The sequence below is a fragment of the Prevotella sp. LCP21S3_D2 genome, assembly GCF_052118345.1.
Taxonomy (GTDB): Bacteria; Bacteroidota; Bacteroidia; order Bacteroidales; family Bacteroidaceae; genus Prevotella.
The window spans coordinates 37,173-57,158 of the sequence record NZ_JBQKHJ010000023.1 but is presented as its reverse complement, the minus strand read 5'-3'; the positions used below and the strand labels follow the sequence as shown (position 1 = coordinate 57,158).

10 protein-coding genes are annotated in these 19,986 nt (G+C 49.2%); 6 read left to right on the top strand and 4 right to left on the bottom strand.

All coding sequences use genetic code 11. From position 1 onward, the window contains the following. Positions 1 to 151: 151 nt before the first annotated feature. From ACTQ16_RS12960 to ACTQ16_RS12950, 3 genes are all read left to right on the top strand, one after another. Positions 152 to 4,513 (top strand): hybrid sensor histidine kinase/response regulator transcription factor, encoded by a 4,362-nt coding sequence (locus ACTQ16_RS12960; RefSeq protein ID WP_441937763.1) that lies wholly within the window; start codon positions 152 to 154, stop codon positions 4,511 to 4,513. Positions 4,514 to 4,651: 138 nt separating this feature from the next. Further along, on the top strand, positions 4,652 to 5,041 hold the full coding sequence (locus tag ACTQ16_RS12955; protein WP_294970026.1) for a HEPN domain-containing protein: 390 nt from the start codon (positions 4,652 to 4,654) through the stop codon (positions 5,039 to 5,041). Next, on the top strand, positions 5,020 to 5,316 hold the full coding sequence (locus ACTQ16_RS12950) for a nucleotidyltransferase domain-containing protein (RefSeq protein WP_294970029.1): 297 nt from the start codon (positions 5,020 to 5,022) through the stop codon (positions 5,314 to 5,316). Before ACTQ16_RS12955 ends, ACTQ16_RS12950 begins: the two co-directional genes overlap by 22 nt. 262 nt (positions 5,317 to 5,578) lie before the next feature. Here ACTQ16_RS12950 and ACTQ16_RS12945 read toward each other — a convergent pair whose 3' ends face one another. The 4 genes from ACTQ16_RS12945 to ACTQ16_RS12930 all read right to left on the bottom strand — a co-directional run bounded on the left by ACTQ16_RS12945 (position 5,579) and on the right by ACTQ16_RS12930 (position 15,544). Next, on the bottom strand, positions 5,579 to 7,357 hold the full coding sequence (locus ACTQ16_RS12945; protein ID WP_441937761.1) for a RagB/SusD family nutrient uptake outer membrane protein: 1,779 nt from the start codon (positions 7,355 to 7,357) through the stop codon (positions 5,579 to 5,581). Between the two features lie 21 nt (positions 7,358 to 7,378). Further along, positions 7,379 to 10,204 (bottom strand): SusC/RagA family TonB-linked outer membrane protein, encoded by a 2,826-nt coding sequence (locus ACTQ16_RS12940; RefSeq protein ID WP_441937760.1) that lies wholly within the window; start codon positions 10,202 to 10,204, stop codon positions 7,379 to 7,381. Positions 10,205 to 10,272: 68 nt separating this feature from the next. Beyond that, positions 10,273 to 12,309, bottom strand: coding sequence for a RagB/SusD family nutrient uptake outer membrane protein (locus tag ACTQ16_RS12935; RefSeq protein WP_295347945.1), 2,037 nt, complete (start codon positions 12,307 to 12,309; stop codon positions 10,273 to 10,275). Positions 12,310 to 12,346: 37 nt separating this feature from the next. Beyond that, the gene (locus ACTQ16_RS12930) at positions 12,347 to 15,544 is read right to left on the bottom strand and encodes a SusC/RagA family TonB-linked outer membrane protein (protein WP_441937757.1); all 3,198 of its coding nucleotides are present in this window, start codon (positions 15,542 to 15,544) and stop codon (positions 12,347 to 12,349) included. A 321-nt stretch (positions 15,545 to 15,865) separates the two neighbouring features. Here ACTQ16_RS12930 and ACTQ16_RS12925 point away from each other — a divergent pair, with 321 nt between their 5' ends. The 3 genes from ACTQ16_RS12925 (at position 15,866) to ACTQ16_RS12915 (ending at position 19,926) form a co-directional block, all read left to right on the top strand. Beyond that, a complete protein-coding gene (locus ACTQ16_RS12925; protein WP_153121726.1) occupies positions 15,866 to 16,741 on the top strand; it encodes an AraC family transcriptional regulator in 876 nt (291 codons plus the stop codon). Between the two features lie 307 nt (positions 16,742 to 17,048). Continuing rightward, positions 17,049 to 18,548, top strand: a complete 1,500-nt coding sequence (rhaB, locus tag ACTQ16_RS12920) for a rhamnulokinase (protein ID WP_441937755.1) — start codon at positions 17,049 to 17,051, stop codon at positions 18,546 to 18,548. Between the two features lie 124 nt (positions 18,549 to 18,672). Then, positions 18,673 to 19,926 carry an L-rhamnose isomerase gene (locus ACTQ16_RS12915; RefSeq protein WP_295347951.1) on the top strand — a complete coding sequence of 418 codons (1,254 nt, stop codon included), beginning with the start codon at positions 18,673 to 18,675 and terminating at the stop codon, positions 19,924 to 19,926. Positions 19,927 to 19,986 lie beyond the last annotated feature (60 nt).

Below are 19,986 nucleotides of genomic sequence, written 5' to 3'. Positions count from 1 at the left end.
ATAGCTCAATACATGGGGGCTACTCGCCCCCAAACCCCTCGGTGTTTTCAGGTATAGATTATTAAGCCTGAAACCCCCTCAGATTTTTGCACTTCTATTGAGAACTTGCCTTATTTTTTTGTATTTTTGCAGAAAAATAAAAGACCTATCAATGAAAAGAAACATAAAGACATTCTACACCTTATTATATTTAGTAGGATTCATCTGTTTTTGGCTGATGCCTCTACAGGCATCCGGCAGCATCAAACTGGACGGGGAACGACTCTCGGCTAAGGACGGCCTGTCGTGCAATACCGTGAACGACATCATCCAGGACAGAGACGGATTCATCTGGCTCGGAACACCGAACGGAGTGAGCAGATATGACGGCTATCAGTTTATCAACTTCACCAATCTCAGCAAGAACTCCGGACAAAAGACCCACCACTCCATCTCACAGCTCATCAACGACGAGAAACATGGACTCATCTGGGGCTACAATCCATCCAACATCCTCTGCTGCTTCGACCTGGAAACAGCTCATTTCTCCGATTATTTCGATAAGGAAAATGCTGCGCTCTTGAGAAACCGATTCAAGAGCCAGAATGGCATGTGGCTCTTTTCAGGAGATTTCGGAGCCAGATACCTGACCTATAGCAACGGGAAGTTTCACGCCACAGACTATACTACAAAGAACGGCAAGCTGATAGGCGACCATCAGCTACAGATGCAGGAAGATTTCAAACACAATATCTGGATAGCATCCGATAAAGGACTCAACCGCATCACCCCAGACGGCAAGAGCCATCTGATGCTCCAGAACCAGCACATCATCACCCTGACCACAGACGGCAATCATATCGCCGTGCTGACCGACAAGGGCGATGCCTTCCTTTATGACAACTCGGGCAAGCCCGTCAGGAAATCCCATCTTCCATCCATGGTGGGATATGTGGGGAAATCGCGCGCCTCCTTCTTCTGTCAGGGAGAATGGTATATCTTTACCCAGGAAGAAACTTTCGCCATGAACCTGAAGACCGGCATCTTCCACAAGCCAGCCATCCAGATACCGAATGCCATGTCGAAAACCTTTCTCAAATCCTATGAGTTTCTTTACGACAAGAAGGGAAACGCCTACCTGTTCAGCAAGAAGGGAAACCTCTTCAGGAAATTCCATCTGCTGGACGACAAGGCTTACATCAACGGTAGAGACAAGAACTTCGTGGCTGCCGAAGACGCCCACGGAAATGTATACATCGTATCTTATGGCAACGGACTCTTCATCTACAACCCGAAGGAAGACGAACTCCAGCACTTCTCTGCAGCAGACAAGGACCCGCTCTTCCATTCCGACTTCCTGCTGAACGTATTCATCGACCGCAGCGGATGCATCTGGATCTGTACCGGAGATGGCGTATATTGCTGCCGTGAACTGAAGGATCTCTACACAGAGCATGTCAAGATTGAACCAAATACCAACCGGGAATGGAGCAACTACGTGCGACACATCAGCAACATAGGCAATGACAAACTCGCCGTCAGCACCCGTGCCAACAGGACTTATATCTATGATGCCAGGACCCAACAGCGAACGTTGGAAAGGCAGACCGATGCCTGCGTCTACGATTATGCCATCGACCCGCAGGGCAGGAAATGGATAGCTACCAAGGGCGACGGCATCTACATTGACAATGTGAAATATTCCAAACATGAGAAGGAACATTATGCTCCGGGCGCATCCTTCTACAAGACCATCTTCGACAGGCAGGGAAGAGCCTGGATAGCCACCTGGGGAGAAGGTCTGCTCATCACCCCACAGACTACAGGGCTGCAGCCACGGAAGTTCGAACAGTTTCTGAATGCTGACGGCAAAGAAGCACAGATCCACGACCTGATCCTGGACCGCAAGGGCAGACTCTGGGTATGCAGCAACAACGGTATCACCATGGTGAATACCGCTGAGAGGAAGATTACAGCCCAGAAGTTCCTCCGCTTCAGCGACGAAAACGGAAAGCTGCCCGTAAGCGAAATCAATTGCGGCATCGAGGCACACGACGGCAAACTGTGGTTTGCAGCAACCGGAGGCGTTCTGAAATGCAGCTACGACGAGAAGACCGGGAAACTGGAGTACGAGCTGTTTGATACGAGCAAGGGACTCACCGACAACAATACCCGCTCGCTGGAGGAAGACAACTACGGCAATATCTGGATTGGTACAGAGGAAGGAATCTCCCGTCTCAACGCCAAGACCAACGATATCCGCTCGTTCCAGATAGGACGCACCATCTTCAGCAACAACTTTACGGAGAACTGCGCCACCAGGCTGAAGGATGGCAGGCTGGTATTCGGAGTATCCGACGGCATGATCTTCATCCAGCCATCCCGCACCATCAGCATGCCACCAGCTAAGATGAAGGCAGTCATCACCGACCTCACCATCAACGGCATCTCGATATACGAAGCAGAAAACGAGCAATTCCTGACCAAGGCGCTGAACTATACACGGGAAATCAGCCTGCCACACGACAAGAATTCGCTCAACATCCACTTCTCCAACTTCGATTATCCGCACATCCAGAATGCGATATACCAGTACTATCTGGAAGGAATAGACAAGACCTGGCGCCCGATGACCAGCATCAACCATGCCGAGTTCAGCGACCTGAACCCTGGCAGCTACACCCTGCATATCCGTACCCGTATAGGCAGCAACCAGTGGAGCGAGGAAACCCTGCTGCACATCACCATCCGCCAGCCTTGGTACAATACGGTATGGGCGTGGTGCATCTATCTGCTCATCATCTGCGGAGCCGGAGTGCTCTACTACCGTTCATGGAGAAGAAACTTCGAACTGAACCAGCAGATTGCTTTGGAGAAACAGATGTCTGACTTCCGAATCAACTTCTTCACCCATATCTCTCATGAGTTCCGCACCCCGCTCGCCATCATCCAGAGTGCCGTGGAGAAGATGATGACCAAGGGAGAAGGCTATGCTTCCAAGAACACCATCTATACCCTCAACAGGGGTACCAGGCGACTGCAGCGACTCATCAACCAGCTGATGGAGTTCCGCAAGATCAATACGGGCAATATGAAGCTGAATGTGGAAAAGGGCGAAATCATCGGTTTCGTGCGAAGCATCTACAATGATCTCTATACCGTAGCCAAGCAGAAGGACGTCAGCATGAGTTTCACTCCGTGGACCAGCAGGCATGAGATGCTCTTCGACCAGGAAAAGGTGGAAAACATCGTCTATAACCTGCTGAGCAACGCCGTGAAATATACCCCGGACAGGGGCATCATCAGCGTAAGACTCTATCTGGAGAACGACATCGTATTCTGCTCGGTAGAAGACAACGGTCCGGGCATCAAGCCGGAAAGAGAGGCTGACCTCTTCAAGCCATTCATGCACGGCTATGCTTCCAAGGGCGGTATGGGCATCGGTCTCTTTACGGCGCATCAGATGGCAGAAATCCACAAGGGTTCGCTCACCTATCAGCGTTCCCGGAATCTAGGAGGCAGCCGCTTCTGCCTTGCCCTGCCAGACGATGCCGGCAAGTATCAGCCGGAGGATATCATCGAGAAGAAGGCGCTGGACGCCCACAGCATCGACAAGGACGAGATAGACATAATCGTGAAGGAGATGACTCCGAAAGCCATCAACAACGTTACCGTGATGGTGATAGAAGACGATCCGGACATGCTGGAGCAGATCAAGTCGGAGCTGTCGGTCTATTTCCATGTAGAAACATTCATGAACGGAAAGACGGGTTACGAGAACATCCGGAAGATTAAGCCAGCCCTGCTCATCAGCGACATCCAGCTGCCGGAAATGAGCGGCTACGAGATTGTAAGCAACATGAAGGCGGATCCGGAGACGCAGAACATCCCGGTCATCATGCTGACCGCCTTTGATGATACCAGCCATATACTGAAGGCATACAAGAACTTCGTAGATGACTATATGGTGAAGCCTTGCAACTTCAAGCTCCTCATCGCCCGAGCCCTGCAGTTTGTGGCTATGGACCTGAAGGCGAAGCAGCAGGCTGAGGAGAAGGCAAAGCAGCAGGCTGAAGAGAAGGCGAAGCTTCAGGAAGAGACCCTGCAGGAGAATGCTCCGCAAGAGAACCCAGAGCAGACGTCAGGCGGAGAAGCCATCCTGATCAAGCCTGTGAAGGAGCTCAAGAAGAATGAGCCAACCCTCCTGATGTCAACCCTGGACAAGAAGTTCAAGGACAAGCTGGAGGCAATCGTGGCACAGCATATCGGCGACAACAACTTCAATGTAGACCGCCTTGCCGAGCTGCTCTGCCTGGGCAGAACCACGGTATATAACCGCACGAAGAGCATCATGGGTGTTTCGCCAAACATCTATATCCAGAACGAGCGCCTGCGCATTGCCGCCAAGCTCCTGCTGGAAGGCGAATACACGGTAAGCGAGATCAGCGAAAAGGTTGGTTTCTCCGATTCCACCTATTTCTATAAATGCTTCAAGAACAAGTATGGAATAGCGCCTAGCAAGTATGGCAAGTAAAGATTGCCTGCCAAATAGATTACAAAAAAACTCGTTGGCTTCTTTACCAACGAGTTTTTTAATTCTAAAAAATCTTTTTAACACTAAAAATTTGGCAATCTCAATTATTTGGTATATTTTTGCATAAAAACAAAACGTATGGCAATAGATAAAGTTAAATATTGGAAAGAACTTGCTGACTATGACATCGAAACCGCTGAGGTTATGTACAACGGTGGAAGATGGCTATATGTTGGCTTTATGTGCCATTTGGTTATAGAAAAAACAATAAAGTCGTATTGGAGTGCAATAAAACCAGACGAGGTTCCATACATCCATAACCTCTTGAAGTTGGCACAAAGCTGCGGGTTAGTATCAAAAATGACGCCAGAACAGCTAAAGTTTCTTGCGGAATTAATGCCAATGAATATTGAGGCAAGATACCCTTCCTACAAAGATGAGTTAGCGAAGAAATTGATTCCAGAATATTGCAGAACATTAATTAATAAAACAAAAGAATTAAAACAATGGATAGAGAACATGCTTTGATGATAGTAAAATGCTACAAGGAAGCAATACTTCCATTGCTTGCTAATGCGAAAGTATATCTGTATGGTTCTTGTAGCAGAAATGAAGCAAGAAAAGATAGTGATATCGATGTAGCAGTAGTTATACCTAAACTTAATGGCGACTGGTTAGATACCACATCTTCATTATGGCTTGCCACCCTTAATATAGATACATCTATAGAACCGGTTTTGATTGAAGAATGCAACCCATCACCCTTATATGAAGATATAATGCGTAATGGAATAGCAGTATAAAATACAGAAATCCCCCCATCCTACATTCTCAAGCGGGATTCGGAATGTAAAAACGAAAAAACAATAGACAAAGGCTCTCTTGCTTCCATGCAAGGGAGCCTTTTTCTTTGTAAAAGCCTCAAAATTTTGCCTGCTGCCTTGTCTGTCTCAATCTTTTTTATATTTTTGCAAAGAGCAAGTAAAGATTGCCTGCCAAATAGATTACAAAAAAAGCTCGTTGGCTTCTTTACCAACGAGTTTTTTTATTCTTATAATCATCCTATTACCAGCCAGGATTCTGTTCCCACTTCTGTCCATACTTCTCGTGCTTCAGCATCACGTCGTTAGGGATCGGGAAGAGATACATCTTGTCATCCCACTGGCGCTGTACGGTTTCACGGGTATAGGTGAAGGAACCATCATCGTTCCTGGTAATCTTCATCTCCTGAATGTTCTTGAAGAACTTGTCTGCCTCCTTCCATCGGCGTACATCCCAGAAGCGATGACCCTCGAAGGCAAGCTCTACCATGCGCTCGTTCTGATACTTGCTCCACCACTCCTCATTGCTCAACGAAGTAGGGAAATCAGGCATTCCGGCACGCTGGCGAATCTTATCCACAGCCTCGTCTGCCGACATAGGGAGATCGGCACTCGTAGCAGTGGCGCTGCCCAGATACTTGAATGCAGCCTCAGCATAGTTGAGATAGAACTCACCCAGACGATAGGTAACCCAGGTATGATAGTCGCCCTGCTTCTTGGTCTTTGAAGTAAGGTCGATATCACCATGCAACAACTTCTTCAGATAGTAACCCGTAGGAGTAGCACCCACCAATGGCTCGGCATTCACGCCGCCATAATAGGTCTGGAGAGCAGCCTTCTTATAGTTGGCTGCAGTAGGCCACAGATCACCGTTCTTGGCGATGGTCAACTCGAAGCGAGGGTCACGGCCAGCGTAAGGATTCTGCTCATCATAGCCGCTGCCAGCCTCGTTGATACCCTTACCCGTATCCTTCATCTCGTAGGCATCCACCAGGTTCTGGGATGGGCAGTTTCTACCGGAAGCTGAATAACTAGCCTTTGCCATATCGATACCAAACGGATAGTTGTAGCTCTCTACCACATTATCTGATGGATCGGTAGATGAAATCTTGGTACCATAGATACGGCGACCGAAGATAATCTCACACTTCTTGTCGGCATCCTTGTAATTATTGGTTGACCAGAGGTCAGCATACTTGGCTGCGAGCTTCATGCCCCTTGCCTCGCAGGCATCCAGCAATTCCTTGGTATAGAGAGCAGCCTTGTGGTAACGCTCCTTATCGCCAGAAGGATTGAAGAGCGGACTTGCCCAATAGAGCGCTGCACGAGCCTTGAGGGCAAGAACGGTCAGGTTGTTGGCACGTCCATCCTCAGCTGTACTCAGAGCCATGCTTCCCAGGTCGGAGTAATCCTTGATGATGCTGTCCTTCACGGCGTCACATTCATCGAAGATGTACTGGAACACCTCGTCAGATGACTTGCGAGGCTGATTGTTGACATCAGCTGCCGCCATCTCAGGATCGATGACAGGCACACCCCCATACTGGCGAACGAGATTGAAATAGAAGTAAGCACGCCAGAAGCGGGCCTCCCACTTGTAGTTCTCGTAACGGTACATCTGCTGCTGATAGTCGGCATTGAGCTCGAAATCCTCGAACTTCAAGTCCTGAAAATCCTTCAACACTACATTGCAGGTCTTGATGCCCTTATACATATTGCTCCAGAGCGAGCCCTGGGCGTTGGATGGGCTCCAGCTGCCGTTATAGAAGGTCTCGATGCTGGTACCGCTCACGGAGTAAACACTCTCGTCGGTGGCAGAGGCAAGCATGCCTCCGCCAAAGTTCTGACCATAATCATAGTCTGCATAATTGTAGATATCGGTCATGAAACCACCCACCTTCTCAAAGGTCTGAATCACATAATCCTTATCCTTGACTACCGTCTCGCTGTAATCCATCTTATCGCTGCAAGATGCCAGCGCCATGAGTCCGAACAGACCATATACTAATTTATTTGTTTTCATTATTGTTCTACTTTAAGATAATTAGAATGTTACTGACAAACCAGCCACGATGCTGCGATTCAGAGGATTGGTTGCACCGAATACCTCAGGATCTGACTCATCGAGATGGTCGAAGCTAAACAAATCTACACCACGTACATACAACTTGGCTGCATTCAGGAGCTTGGTCTTGGCGAGCATCGCCTTAGGGAAGTTGTAATAAACCTCGATGTTGCGAAGCTTGAAGAATGAGCGGTCAAACATCCAGAGGGTGTTTGTATTGTAGTTGTTGGCATTGCTGGTTGAGCTCAGCGCCGGGAACTTGGCTGTGCCGGCTGTCTCTGGAGTCCAGCGGTTGTCGTAGTAGTACTGAGAGATGGTGGTGTTGCCCACCAGCGGCTTGTACATACTCTTGGTAGAAAGCACGCCGCTATAACGGCCTGTGCCCTGGAACATCGCATCTACGCCCAGTCCCTTCCACTCTACTCCCAAATGGATATTGTAGTAGATTTCAGGAGCCACGGTAGAATATCCGATGGCAGTCTTGTCGTTGGTATCAATCTGTCCGTCACCGTTCACATCCTCATACTTGATGTCGCCCGGACGAGGAGTGCTGCCCAGAAGCTGTGGCTTGGAAGCATCGATGTCTGCCTGGTCCTTGAAGAAGCCGATAGCCTTGTAGCCGAAGAGCTGGCTTACGCGATGGCCGGTGCTTACCAGGTTAGGATAGAGCTTAGGAGCCTCATCCTGCTCCTTGATCTGGCTGCGATAGTAATCGATGTTGGCACCGATGTTGAACTTCACGTCGCCAATCTGCTTGTTGTAGTCGAGACTTGCCTCCCAACCCCAGCTGTCCACGATACCATCGCCCTCGTATGGAGCATCCACACCCAACTCTGAAGAATACTTACCTGCGGTAGATACCCAGATGTTGGAACGGCGCTGGTAGAAACCATCGAAGCTGAAATCGAGACCACCGAGGAGGGTGGCATCTACACCGGCATTGAACTTGGCTGCCTTCTCATGGGTCAGACCGGAAGTGGCAATGGCATCAAGATAGGTACGGCCGAAGTCGCTCTGGAAACCGCTGTTGAACGGATAGGAACCACCGGTAGTCTGATACTGCTGCATATAGTACATCCATCCGCTCTCAGGCAGGATGTCGGTCTGGATAATGCCGTAGGATGCACGGAGCTTGAGGAAATCCACCCAGTTGAGATTCTTCATGAAGTTCTCCTTGGAGAGTACCCAGGCTGCTGATACCGTAGGCGACAATGCCCACTTGCTGCCAGGAGCCAGACGGTTGGAACCGGATTCTACCAGGGCAAGGTCGAGGAAGTAACGGTCGAGCAGACCATAGTGGGTGTACCAGCTGATGTTCTGGCGATAGAGCGTACTGTTGATGGAAAACTCATCGCTGAACTCGTAATCGTACTTCAACTGGCTGTAGATGCTGTGGGCTCCGAAGGTATTCTGATAGTCGGCACTGGCATCGGCATGGAAACGGCGGGTGAAGCTGTTGGTGGAGATAGAGGCACCGAGATCGCTCTCAGAACCACCCGTGAATGCCTTGCCCAACTGAGGTTCGCCATCCAGCCAGTCGGCTACCGTAGGACTTCCATATACGTATGTCTTGCTGTAATTCTCGTAGATGTTGGAGAAATGGTCGTAAGCGATGCGGCCCTGAACAGCCAGTCCCTTCAATACCGCAGGAAGTTCCTGGCGGATAGTGAGGTCGGTATAGATACCACGGTTGTGATTTCTGGAGTAACCGGCATCCTGCGAATGTGCCACAGGGTTAACGGTACCAGCCCAGGTAGAGTTACCACCCCACTTGCCATCCTCGCCCTTCACGGCGAAAGCAGCAGAAGGCAGGCTATAGACCATATCCCACAAACTGGCAGAATTGCCCGGAGCATTCGACTCGGCGAGCACACCCAGGAGGTTCACCTTCATGGTAGTATTCTTAGAGAGAATCATATCCATATTCATGCGCAGGTTACCCTTCACATATTTATTATTGGTAGAATATCCCTCGTGGGTATCCGGATTCTTCACGAAACCATTGTCATACTGCAGGTCGAGCAAGGCATAGTACTTGAACTTCTCGCCACCGCCCGTAAACGAAGCGTTGAGCATATTGGTAACGCTGTGGTTGCGGAAGGTTTCATCCACCCAGTTTACGTTAGGATAGAGATAAGGATATTTGCCTGTTCCGAAGGCATCCACCTCTTCCTGGGTATATCTAGGGTTCTCAAAGCCATCGTTGGCATAAGCCTCGTTCATCGCCTTGGCATAGGTCTGTGCATCCACGAACTTAGGCTTGTGAGCCATGAAATTGATGGCATGGTCCAGATTCACCTTGATTTCCTTGGAATTGAACTTACCGCGCTTGGTAGTGATGAGCACCACGCCGTTGGCACCCTTGTAGCCATAGAGTGCGGTGGCAGCAGCATCCTTCAATACGGATACGCTCTCTACTTCCTCGGCAGAGATATACTGGATATCACGCTCGATACCATCTACCACGAAAAGCGGGGTATTGCCATCCAGGCTCTGCATGCCGCGGATGTAGAAGGTAGGATTGATGCCGGCATAGTTGCCGGAATTCTGCAGCGAAATCAGGCCGGAACCCTGTCCCAGGATAGAGTTGCCGATATTCTTGGCGCTGCGCTTGTTGGTACTCTCGCTGGTGATGACAGACACTGCTGAAGTTGACTGCTCGCGGGAGAAGTTCACATTGGCACCCACATCGATGCTCTGAGCCGCATAGCGATGAGGAGCAATGGAATCTATTTTGACTTGTGCTGAAGCTGGCAGGCTCAGGAGAGCCATCGCCATCAGTACAGCATTCTTATTATTTTTCATCGAATTTACTTTTTTAATCTGTAACTTTAATCAAGTAACCTTTACTCTAGAGATAACCTCCGGCGGGATTACCAGCCTGGGTTCTGAACGAGATAACCCTTCAATACCTCGGTCTGTGGGAATGGGAACAGATACCACTTTACATCGAATCCATTCCACCATGCACGGGCTCCCGTGGTGATAGGCAGGCGCTTATACTCAAAATGAGATGGCTCATACCAGGCATCATTGTCCTTATTCAGCTTCTTGTTGGTTCTGTCGCCATTATACCACTTGTTGGTAGAGGTCTTCCACTCGCCCGTAGCATCATCCTTCACCTGGCGATAGATGACCAGACGATGGAGAGTACGGCTGAAGAGGTCGGCTCTCTTATAGCGTTTCATATCGAAGAAGCGGGTGTTCTCGAATCCCAGCTCGCAGGCACGCTCGCGCAGCAACTCTTCCAGAAGATTATCCTTGTTGGTGGTAAGATTCTCTGATGGGTTGCATTCCGCAAGTCCCTTCAAACCTACACGGGCACGGATCTTGTCGATATATTCCAAAGCCTTGACATTGTTGCCGTCAGCCTGAAGCAGAGCCTCGGCATAGATGAGATAGAGGTCGGAAAGACGCATCTCTACCCAGTGTGGCTTCTCGCGCTCGTAGGCTGAACCGGTGATTCCGTCGGCAATGTACTTATTGTGGAAATAGCCTGTAGCATAAACGCCCACACACTTGTCTGGACCTGTACCGGCATTGGTACCACCCACATACAACTCAACATTCTGACCGGTTGACTTGCCGTCGCCCACGTTCACCTTGTCGCGCTGTCCGTTCACACTTACTGTTTCGTAAAGACGAGGGTCGCGGGTATATTTCACGTTCTGCAGTTCCTGCTTGCCTACCTTTCTGTCACCCTTGATGAACATGTGGTCCAATTCGCCAGCCTTCTCGGTCTCCTCCCAGTTGAATGGCTTGCCATCAGCCCAAGGGAACATCTCTACGAACTCCTGGGTTGGGCAATAAGCCTGGCGGTCGAGGGTACGCATATACTGACGTGCCGCCCAGCAATACTTGGAGTTGTGGTTGTTGTCGGTAACACGGGTCTCGAAGATGACCTCCGGACTAGCCTGGCTGATATACGCAAAGCGATAGGCAAAGCGATAAGCCTCAGTAGTCTGGGCTGTAGGCTCTACAAGATGGTAAGGATTGCCGTTGTTGGCATTCTCATTGAAGAAGTCTTCACATGCCTTCTTGCACTGCTGCCACAACTCAGGCTTCCTGCCACCCATCCAAGCCAGACTGTCCTGACTCGCATTCTCCATGGAATACTTGCCGCTGTAATATGGCTGGTCGTCGTTGAACAATGGAGAAGCAGCAAACTGCAGTACACGGCACTTCATTGCCATGGCAGCCGCCTTGGTCCAGTGTGCCTTCATGGTAGTGACATCATCATCAGAATAAGCAAAAGGAAGGGCTCCGGAATTGATAGCCTCATCATAAAGCTTGAGAATGAAATTGAGTGTCTTCTCTACCGAAGCACGTGGCGCATCCAGCTTATCTCCGTTTACATCGTATGAGTGAGTAACCAGAGGCAGACCGCCGTACATGCGGAAGAGGTTGAAGTAGGAAGATGCTATCAGGCACTTTGCCTCAGCCACATACTGCTTCTTGGTAGCCTCATCCATATCAGGCACACGGTCGATATTCTCCATCAGGAGGTAGCAGGCATGCACCATCTCCCAGATATTCTCCTTGTCAAAACCATAGATGGAATTGCTGCTGGCTGCTGTCATGTAATCCTCATACACCAGATTATAGATAGCAACTGACGTCGTAGGATTGTGCCAGCAGTCTGACATCGCCTCAATCTGACCACTGAAGTAACTGTGGGAGTTGCCGTCACCCGCCTTGAAAGGCAGACCGTAGTACTGGTTCTTATAAATACTGGTCAAGAACTGCTGGGTATATTCTGCACTATTGAAGATGGTATCAATGGTAACATCGCCACCCGGAGTCTTTTCTATGAAGGAATCTCCAAACTTGATCTGCTCTGTACAACCCGTCACCGCAGAACCGATAACGGCAGTAAGAACGATTCCTCTGAATATATTGTTAAGTTTCATTGTATTTACCTTTTTATATATATTAATGTGTAATATATTAGAAGCCCACCTTCAAAGACAGCATGTAGGTACGCTGCAATGGATAGGATGGTGCCGTGGTAGCACGTGCCTCAGGATCACCCCAGATATAAGGAGTGAAGGTAAGGAGGTTGTAACCGCTGAATGCCAGCTGCAACTGATTCATACCCATGCGTTTCATGAACGGAGCATTGAAATCGTAGGAAATCTGCAGGGTCTTCAGGCGCAGATACTTCGCATCCTTCTCATAGAGGGTAGAAGTGGCGTAGTTGTTGTCCCAGGCATCCCATGATGCACGTGGATACTTCGCACTCTGGGATGGATTATCGGCTGTCCAGCTGTTCTCCACCACATACTTCAGGAGACCGCCCATCTCGTGAGAGGTCTTGTTGTAGAATGGCATGCGGAACACACCATCCAGCATACGGCTTACGTTCCAGGCGCCCGTCCACTGGGTATTGACAGACCATCCCTTGTAGCTGAATCCGAGGTTCAGACCAATCATATACTCAGGATCATCGGTATAGCCCAGGTCGCGGGTCATATCGTTCTGGTCTATCTTTCCATCGTGGTTCAAATCCACATACACAGCATCACCAGGCTGGATGTTCTCTACCAGCTGGGTAGGGAATTTCTCGCCGAAGGTCTGCTCATAGAGTGCCGGTGTCTGCTCGTCGTAATAACGCCAGAACTGATACATGCTGCGGGCACCCAGACGATGGTTCTTTGCCATCTGATAAGCCTCTGGCTGCAGAGCCTCACCATTGTTGATCAGCTCATTCTGGTTGTAAGAGAGGTTGACACCTGCCCAGTATCTGAAGTTCTTGCCTATCTTGTCCTGCCACTTCAGGGATGCTTCCCATCCCCAGCTGTTCACCTCACCATCGTTGGTGTAAGGCATCTTGAAACCGATGATGGTAGGTACATTGTTGTCAATCATCATGATGTCGGTACGGTGCTCGTAGTAGTAATCGAAGTTACCACGGAGCTTATCCTTCAGGAAGTTGATGTCGAAACCATAGTCCTGCTTGTAGGCGTGCTCCCAGGTGATGTCGGCATTGTGGCGCGCCATCTCGTAGGCTCCCTTCCATATGGTGGTGTTGTTGACACCGAAGATGTATCCGTATCCATCACGGGTAGAAACTCCATTATTGTTGATGGCAAAAGGATCGGCGGTGTACATAAAGCGGTTGCCGTTCAGATTGGCATTACCTACCAGACCGTAGCTGGCACGGAGCTTCAGGAAGCTTACTACCTTGGTAAGCGGCTTGAAGAATGGCTCATCGCTCACTACCCAACCCACAGACATAGCCGGGAAGGTACCGTAACGCTTGCCCGGAGCGAAGTTCTCGGAGCCATTGTAACCCACATTGAACTCTGCCATGTAGCGGTTGTTCCAGTCGTAGGTAACACGACCTACCAGACCTACCTGGCGGTGAGGTACATTGGTATAGGTGCTCGGATAATAGCTACTGTCCTGATTGTAGAGCAGGATGGCACCCACATTGTTCAAGCCGAACGAACGGTTGTAGTTAAGACCTGCCTCGAAATACCAGTAACGGCTGCGACCGGTCTTCTCTTCATATTTCAACTGTTCCTCGTTACCATATTTCTTATATTTATAGGTACCGTCGTCCTGGAGTACAGGGGTATAGGTAGCCTTCTTGGCGTATGCATTCTTATTGATAGCGTAGGCACCATTGTAGGAAGCCTTCATCTTGAAAGAGAGACCCTTGGTAATCATATCAAGCTTCTGCTTCAACTGGAGGTCAAACTGCAGCTTGTTGTTGGTAGTCTTCATGAAGCCGCCATTCACATCATTATTGCCGAAATAGGTAATGCCGCTGCCACCCACGAAAGGAAGCTGGTCGGTACCGCAATCCTCATACTGGGTCTCGGTAGCGATGAATCTGCCGTTGATGATACCCGGACTGGAGAATGGAGTGGCCTGATAAGCCTCATTGATCAGACCGGATGATCCCTGTCCGGAATATGGCTTGTTGGCATTATCTACCTTACCTGCCAGATTGAAAGAGATGGTGGTTGTCTTGGTGACATCCAGGTCGAGGTTGGCACGGTAGTTGAAACTGTTATACTGATAACCGAAGTCGTAATCCTGCCCAAACTCCTTGAACAGACCTCCCTGGGTATAGTAACCTACATTGATGAAGTAGCGTGCCGTCTTGGTACCGCCGCTGATGTTCAGGTTGTGCTTACTCTGCATGGTAGCATCCTTCATGATGTATTCAGCCCATAAGGTGCTAGGGAAACGGATAGGATCACTTCCATCCTTGAACTTCTGGATAACGGCATCAGAGAACTGAGGACTCAACAGTTCGCCATTCTTACCATGCGAATTCTGGCGCATCATATTATGGAAGGTAGCATACTCGTAGCTGTTTGCCTGCTCTACCATCTTGGTAGGAGTCAGGATACCCCATGAAGTAGAACCGCTGATCTTGGTCTTACCCTCCTGACCACGCTTGGTAGTAATCAGGATAACACCGTTGGCACCACGCACACCGAATACGGCTGTGGCAGAAGCATCCTTCAAAACGGTGATGCTCTCGATTTCCTCAGGATCCACATCGCTCATGCTTCGCTCTACACCATCCACCTGAACCAAAGGGTCGGCACCATTGAAAGAAGCCTTACCACGAACAAATACGCTCGCAGCATCAGAACCCGGCTCACCGGAATACTGTACGGTGGTAACACCCGAAAGCTGACCACCGAGCACATTGTTGACATTACCTACAGGGGTACGGACCAGGTCTTCACTCTTCACGCTGGAGAGGGCACCGGTAACGGTTACCTTCTTCTGCACACCATAGGCAACCACTTCTACAGCCTTGAGGGAAGTAGCCTCTTCCTTCAAGACCACCTGCATGCCGTTTTTGGCAACCACGGTCTGTGATACGAATCCAATGTAACTGATCTTTAACTTGGCTCCTGGCTTCACGTTGAGAGAGAAGTTACCATCAAAGTCTGTAACCGTACCCTGGGTAACTTTCTGTCCCTCGATGATAACACTAGCTCCAATAACGGCTTCACCATTGGCATCAACAACAGTACCCCTGAGGATACCTGTCTGTTGAGCTATAGCCGTAGTCGCTTTAGCAGAACCTGCGCCTCCGCAAAGAGGGGCAAGCATCAATGCCGTGCAAAACAAAGTTGCAGGCAATGCTGAACTTTTCATAAATAGCTTGTTATTCATTTTGTTTATTATGACGTTAAGATTTTACTTTCTATTCCGGTTTGACAATTTCGCTTTGTTAGTCGCAATCCTCTTGAAAAGGATTTCTGCTGCAAAGCTATTAAAAAACCTTGTTTTTCATAGAATAAAATCGTTCAACTATCATTATTATCATCCAAAACCATACATTTTTATACATTTCAGTATAATTTTAAATACTTTTTTACATATATAATAAGGTATAGTGGATTTTTTTGTGTATTTTTGCCGAAAAATTAGCGAAAAGGCGGATTTGGACATAAAAATGCCTCTAAGCGATTATACTGAAACAAAATAAGCAATATGCAAACCAGCAAATACCTTTTAGCAACAGAAAGAGACGCCGAATGGGGTCTCACCATCAGCACCGTGGGACGAGAGGAAATCGTACCAGGGGAAGAATATCCTACCAAGGGACATGCCGATGGATATTATTTCGATATTAAGAAGGGAAGAACCCTCGATGAATACCAGCTCCTCTATCAGCCGGAAGGAGAAGGTGTGTTCAGCTCTGCCCATCTTCCGGAAACCAAAATCAAGGCAGGAGACATTTTCCTGCTCTTTCCCGGTGAATGGCACAGCTATCATCCATCGAGCACAAAGGGATGGAAGAGCTACTGGATTGGATTCAAGGGAAAGAATATCAACGACCGTGTGAAGGCGGGATTCCTATCGCCGGAAAAGCCGATCTATCACGTGGGCTACAGCAACGAAATCATCGCCCTGTATGAGGAGGCGTACAAGACGGCACAGGAGGAGGCTGCATTCGTACAGCAGACACTGGCGGGCATCGTGAACCACCTCATCGGAAAGATGTATTCCTTGGAGAGAAACATCATCCTGGGCAAGGATTCCAAGCATGTGGATATCATCAACAGGGCTCGTCTGCGCATCCGTGAGAGCCTGGAGGATACGCTCACCATCCAGGATTTAGCACAGGAACTGGGCGTCAGCTATTCTTCGTTCCGCAAGCTCTTCAAGGAATATACCGGCTTCGCTCCTGCACTCTATCAGCAGACTTTGAAACTGCAGAGAGCCAAGGAACTGCTGTCTACCACCAATGAGAGCATCAAGGAAATAGCCTACCGCCTCAATTTCGAATCCCCTGATTATTTCTCGGCCAAATTCAAGAATCAGACCGGCATGAAGCCATCCGATTTCAGAAACACCACCCGATAAAAAAAATCCCACAAACAGATGAGGATGTGTCATAAGCTTCTTGCCTAGGGTATAGATAAGGCACGGATTACACGGATTTTATGGCGCTAATGTGGGCAAAGCGATTATAATTGCATAAAGAATCCGTGTAATCCGTGCCAAAAACTGCTCCACCCAAAAACTTAAATTTTTGATATTTCTTTTAGATTCTTGACCTGACGCCAAAAAACTAGGCTCTAATATCATTTTCTATTGTTCCTTCTTGCGTTTTCATCCTATCTTTGCAACCGTAAACAAATAACAATAACTTAAAATACACGCTATAAAAATGGAACAGAAGAAATACTTCTTTGCCGTAGACCTGGGTGCTACCAGTGGCAGAACCATCCTGGGAAGTCTGGCTGAGGGCAAGTTCGAACTGGAAGAACTCACCCGCTTCGACAACCGACTCATCGAGACCGGCAATCACTTCTATTGGGACATCTTCGCCCTCTTCTATGAGATTATCGCCGGATTGAAACTCGTGGCGCAGCGCGGCATCCATATCGAAAGCATCGGTATCGATACCTGGGGATGTGACTTCGTATATGTGGACAAAAACGGGGATATCCTCCGCAATCCTCTCGCCTACCGCGACCCTCATACCTTCGGCATGATGGAGAAATACTTCGACGAGAAAATCAGCAAGGAAAAGGTATACGAGAAGACCGGAATCCAATTCATGAACTTCAACTCGCTCTTCCAGATATACGCCATGAGAAAGGCTGAAAACGTGGCTTTGGAGAATGCAGACAAGATTCTCTTTATCCCTGATGCGCTGAGCTATATGCTCACCGGCAACGCTATCTGCGAATATACCGTGGCATCTACTTCCCAGATTCTCAACCCGATGACAGGCGACCTGGACAACGATCTCGTGGAGAGTCTCGGACTGAAGAGAGAGCAGTTTGGCAAGATGACCAACCCTGCTTCTATCATCGGTACGCTGACCAAAGAGGTGCAGAAGATGACGGGCTTGAATGCCGTTCCGGTCATCGCCGTAGCGGGTCACGATACGGCCAGCGCCGTAGCTGCCGTTCCTGCCAAGAACGAGGAGTTTGCCTATCTTAGCTCCGGTACCTGGAGTCTGATGGGTATCGAGACCAAGAATGCCATCATCAACAAGAAGAGCTACGAGCTCAACTTCACCAACGAGGGTGGCATCGAGGGCACTACCCGATTCCTGAAGAACATCTGCGGCATGTGGATCTACGAGCGCTGCCGCAAGGAATGGAAGGACGAAGCGGCTGCCAGCCAGAAGGATATGAAGAGCCTGGGACATGCAGAGCTGATTGCGGAAGCGATGAAGCAGCCTGCCTTCCAGAGCATCATCAACCCGGACGATGCCTGCTTTGCCAACCCATCGAGCATGGTAGAGGCTATCAGGCAGTATTGCAAAAAGACAGGACAGCACGTTCCTCAGAACTATGGCGAATTCTGCCGTTGCATCTTCGAGAGTCTTGCGCTCCGTTATCGCCAGATTTTTACCTGGCTGAAGGATTTTGCCGACTTCGACCTCAACGTGCTCCACATCATCGGTGGCGGTTCGCTCAACCAATATCTCAACCAGTTCACTGCCGACAGCTGCGGTGTCACCGTATTGGCGGGTCCTCAGGAAGGCACAGCCATCGGCAACATCATGCTCCAGGCGAAGGCATCAGGCTTGGTCAAGGACATCTGGGAAATGCGTCAGATCATCGCCAACTCGCTTGAGCTCAAGAAATTCGAGCCAAAGAACAAGGAAGCATGGGATGAGGCATACGAGAAGTTTTTAAAGATAAAAGGGTAAAAAGGTAAAAGGGTAAAAAGGAAAAAAGAACCTTCCCCCCTGGTCGCCTCCGTTCCCAGCGATTCCATCGCTGGGTCCCCCCAGTCATAAGCAAAAAAAACAACAAACAAAATACATAAAAACAATGAAAGCAGATTTGATTTTAAAGAATTACGAGATTGCAAAGGAGCGCTATGCCGCTCTGGGTGTAGATACTGACAAGGCTATTGAGACTTTGGAGAAGACTCCAATCTCTCTGCATTGCTGGCAGGCTGACGACGTGGTTGGCTTCGAGCGTGGCGAGGCAGCTTCTGGCGGTATCCAGAGTACAGGTAACTATCCAGGCAAGGCTCGCAACATCGACGAGCTCCGTCAGGACATCGAGAAGGTGAACTCTCTCCTCGCTGGTACTTTCCGTCTCAACCTCCACGAGATTTACGGTGAGTTCGGCGGCAAGCAGATCGACCGCAACGAAGTAACCGTTGACCAGTTTACAGGCTGGATGCAGTGGGCTAAGGAGCAGAACATGAAGCTCGACTTCAACTCAACTTCTTTCTCTCACCCATTGAGCGGAAACCTCACATTGTCAAATCCTGACCCAGCTATCCGCGAGTTCTGGATTGAGCACACCAAGCGTTGCCGCCGTATCGCAGACGCCATGGGTAAGTTCCAGAACGACCCATGTATCATGAACATCTGGGTACACGATGGTTCCAAGGATATCACCGTAGAGAAGGGCCGCTATCGCGAGATTCTGAAGAACTCTCTCGATGAGATCCTGGCAGAGGAATTGCCAAACATGAAGTCTTGCCTGGAGGCTAAGCTCTTCGGTATCGGCTTGGAGGCTTACACCGTAGGTTCTCACGACTTCTACGCTGGCTACTGCGCTAAGAACAACGTGATGTACACCCTCGATACAGGTCACTACGAGCCAACAGAAAACGTATCAGATGCAGTTTCTGCACTCCTGCTCTTCGTTCCTGAGCTGATGCTCCACGTATCCCGTCCAATGCACTGGGATTCAGACCACGTAACTCTCTTCGACGACAATACACGCAACCTCTTCTCTGAGCTGGTTCGTGCCAACGCACTCGACCGTGCTCACATCGGTCTCGACTACTTCGACGGTTCCATCAACCGTATCGGTGCTTACATCATCGGTGTCCGTGCCGCTCAGAAGTCATTGTTGCAGGCATTCCTTGAGCCATTGGATGCCCTCCGCAAGTACGAGGACGAGGGCAAGCTCTTCCAGCGCCTGGCTCTCCTCGAGGAAGAGAAGACATTGCCATTCGGTGCTGTATACGATTACTTCAACCTGAAGAACAATATCCCTGTTGGCGAGGAGTATATCGCTGACATCGAGAAGTATGAAGCAGAAGTTCTCACTAAGAGAAACTAAGATGTTGAACATTTGTATGTTCAGGAGTTAAAGAAGTTAAGGAGTTAAAGGAGTTAAGAC